This is a genomic window from Arthrobacter sp. CAL618 (assembly GCF_000468215.1).
GTDB lineage: Bacteria > Actinomycetota > Actinomycetes > Actinomycetales > Micrococcaceae > Arthrobacter_D.
In genome coordinates this window covers 1-2,462 of the sequence record NZ_ASZW01000174.1, presented here as the reverse complement: position 1 = coordinate 2,462, position 2,462 = coordinate 1, and the positions used below count along the sequence as shown (strand labels likewise).

Annotated in this window: 2 protein-coding genes and 1 pseudogene (1 of these 3 running past the window's edge); all 3 read right to left on the bottom strand. The window is 63.6% G+C overall.

Annotation, left to right across the window (positions count from 1 at the left end):
* A pseudogene (gene tpiA / locus K728_RS19175) lies at positions 1–143 on the bottom strand (triose-phosphate isomerase) (it extends 677 nt beyond the left edge of the window).
* An 11-nt stretch (positions 144–154) separates the two neighbouring features.
* Positions 155–1,399, bottom strand: a complete 1,245-nt coding sequence (locus tag K728_RS0110905) for a phosphoglycerate kinase (RefSeq protein ID WP_024476729.1) — start codon at positions 1,397–1,399, stop codon at positions 155–157.
* Between the two features lie 15 nt (positions 1,400–1,414).
* Positions 1,415–2,425: a type I glyceraldehyde-3-phosphate dehydrogenase gene (gene gap, locus K728_RS0110900; RefSeq protein ID WP_019483791.1), complete on the bottom strand. Its 1,011-nt coding sequence runs from the start codon at positions 2,423–2,425 to the stop codon at positions 1,415–1,417.
* Positions 2,426–2,462: the final 37 nt, after the last annotated feature.

Genomic DNA, 2,462 nt, shown 5'->3' with positions numbered 1-2,462 from the left:
CGCTGATAGTCATGGCTGGCGTCGTCGAGGGTCCAGGCGAGCTTCTGCAGGAGCGTGATGCCCTGGACGTGGTCCAGGTTCATTTTCCAATTGCCTGCAATCAGGGGGCGGCGGTCGTACTTGCCGTTGGTTGAGGAAGTCATGAGTGCTTCTCCTACTGCCCGAGGGCTGTCAGTCCGGGGAGTTCCTTGCCTTCAAGGTACTCAAGGCTGGCACCTCCGCCGGTCGAAATGTGGCCAAACTGGTTATCGGTGAAGCCGAGTGATCGGACTGCCGCAGCGGAGTCGCCGCCCCCGACAACCGTCAGCGCACCGCGGGTGGTGGCTTCGGTGAGTGCTTGCGCGACGGCCTTCGTACCGGCAGAAAACGCGTCGAACTCAAAGACCCCCATGGGGCCGTTCCAGAACACTGTGCCGGCGGTGGCGATTGACGCGGCGAAAGCCGCACCGGAAGCCGGTCCGATGTCGAGCCCCAGCCCGCCAGCACCAAATGAGCTTTCCTCCATGGCGTCGGCGGGTACGGTCTCGTTTGCGGCGTCGGCAGCAAACCGTTCGGCCACCACAATGTCGGTGGGGAGGACAAACTCGGTTCCGGCCTTCTCGGCACGGTCCAGGTATCCCTTGACGACGTCGATCTGGTCGTCCTCGAGCAGGCTCGCACCGACCGAATACCCCTGCGCAGCGAGGAAGGTAAACACCATGCCACCGCCGACGAGGATCCGGTCCGCGGTACCCAGGAGGTTTTCAATCACTGCGAGCTTGTCGGACACCTTGGAACCGCCCAGCACCACGACGAACGGGGCCACCGGTTCCCCGGTGAGGCGCTGCAGGACGTCAACCTCGGTCTTCACCAGGTCGCCCTGGTAGGACGGGAGCAGCGCCGCGATGTCGTAGACACTGGCGTGCTTCCGGTGCACGGCACCGAACGCGTCGTTCACATAGGCACCGTTGTCGCCGGTCAGTGCTGCCAGTTCGGTTGCGAACGCCTGTCGTTCGGCGTCGTCCTTGCTGGTTTCCCGCGCGTCGAAGCGGACGTTCTCCAGCACCAGAACGCTTCCACCGGTCAACGCGGCCGCGTGTTCCGCGGCGCTCTTCCCCGTGGTGTCGGCGGCCAGGGTGACGGTGAAATCAGCCAGTTCCTCCAGCCGATCCACCGCGGGTTTCAGCGAATACCGCTCGTCAGGGGCGCCTTTGGGGCGGCCCAGGTGAGCCATCACAATGACTGCGGCCCCCTCCCCCGTCAACTTCCGCAGTACCGGTAGGGAGGCCTGAAGCCTGCCATCATCGGTCACCCGTGGGGTTGCCCCCGAGGTGTCAAGCGGGACGTTCAGGTCCGACCTGACCAGGATTGTGCGTCCACGGACGCCGGTACGCAGGAGGTCATCAAGAGAGGAGGCCACTTCGGTCCTTCGGTGCTAGGAGAGCTTGGAGGCGACGATGCTGGTCAGGTCAACGAGGCGGCTTGAGTAGCCCCACTCGTTGTCGTACCAGCCCACGACCTTCACCTGGTTGCCGATGACCTTCGTCAAGCCTGAGTCGAAGATCGAGGATGACGGGTCGCCCACAATGTCCGAGGACACGATCGGTGCATCGGTGTAGGTGAGGTAGCCCTTCATCTTGCCCTCCGAGGCGGCTGCCTTGAAGGCGGCGTTGACTTCCTCAACAGTGACCTCGCGCGACACCGTAACAGTGAGGTCGGTGGCCGAGCCGGTGGGGACCGGAACGCGGATGGCGTAGCCGTCGAGCTTCCCCTTCAACTCGGGCAGCACCAGGCCAATGGCCTTCGCGGCGCCGGTCGAGGTGGGGACCATGTTGATCGCTGCGGCGCGGGCACGGCGCAGGTCGTTGTGAGGACCGTCCTGCAGGTTCTGGTCCGCGGTGTAGGCGTGGATGGTGGTCATCAGGCCGCGCTCGATACCGAAGCTGTCGTTCAGCACCTTGGCCAGTGGGCCGAGGCAGTTCGTGGTGCAGGAGGCGTTGGAAATGATGTGGTGGTTCTCGGCGTCGTACTGATCGTCGTTGACGCCCAGGACAACGGTGAAGTCTTCGTCGGTGGCGGGAGCCGAGATGATGACCTTCTTGGCGCCGGCGTCGATGTGCTTCTGCGCTGCGGATGCCTTGGTGAAGAAACCGGTGGACTCGATGACGATGTCCACTCCGAGGTCCTTCCACGGCAGGCTGGCGGGGTCACGCTCGGCGAGAACCTTGATGGACTTCCCGTCCACCACAATGTTGCCGTCCTTGACCTCGACCGTCGCGGCGAGGCGACCGGTGACGGAGTCGTACTTGAGGAGGTGGGCGAGCGCCTCTGGGCTGGTCAGGTCGTTGACGGCAACGATTTCCAGGTCGGCACCCTGTTCCAGGGCAGCGCGGAAGAAATTGCGCCCGATTCGACCGAAGCCGTTGATTCCTACACGAGTAGTCACTTGTTATATCTCCTTGAACTGTATTGGGGATTGGGGT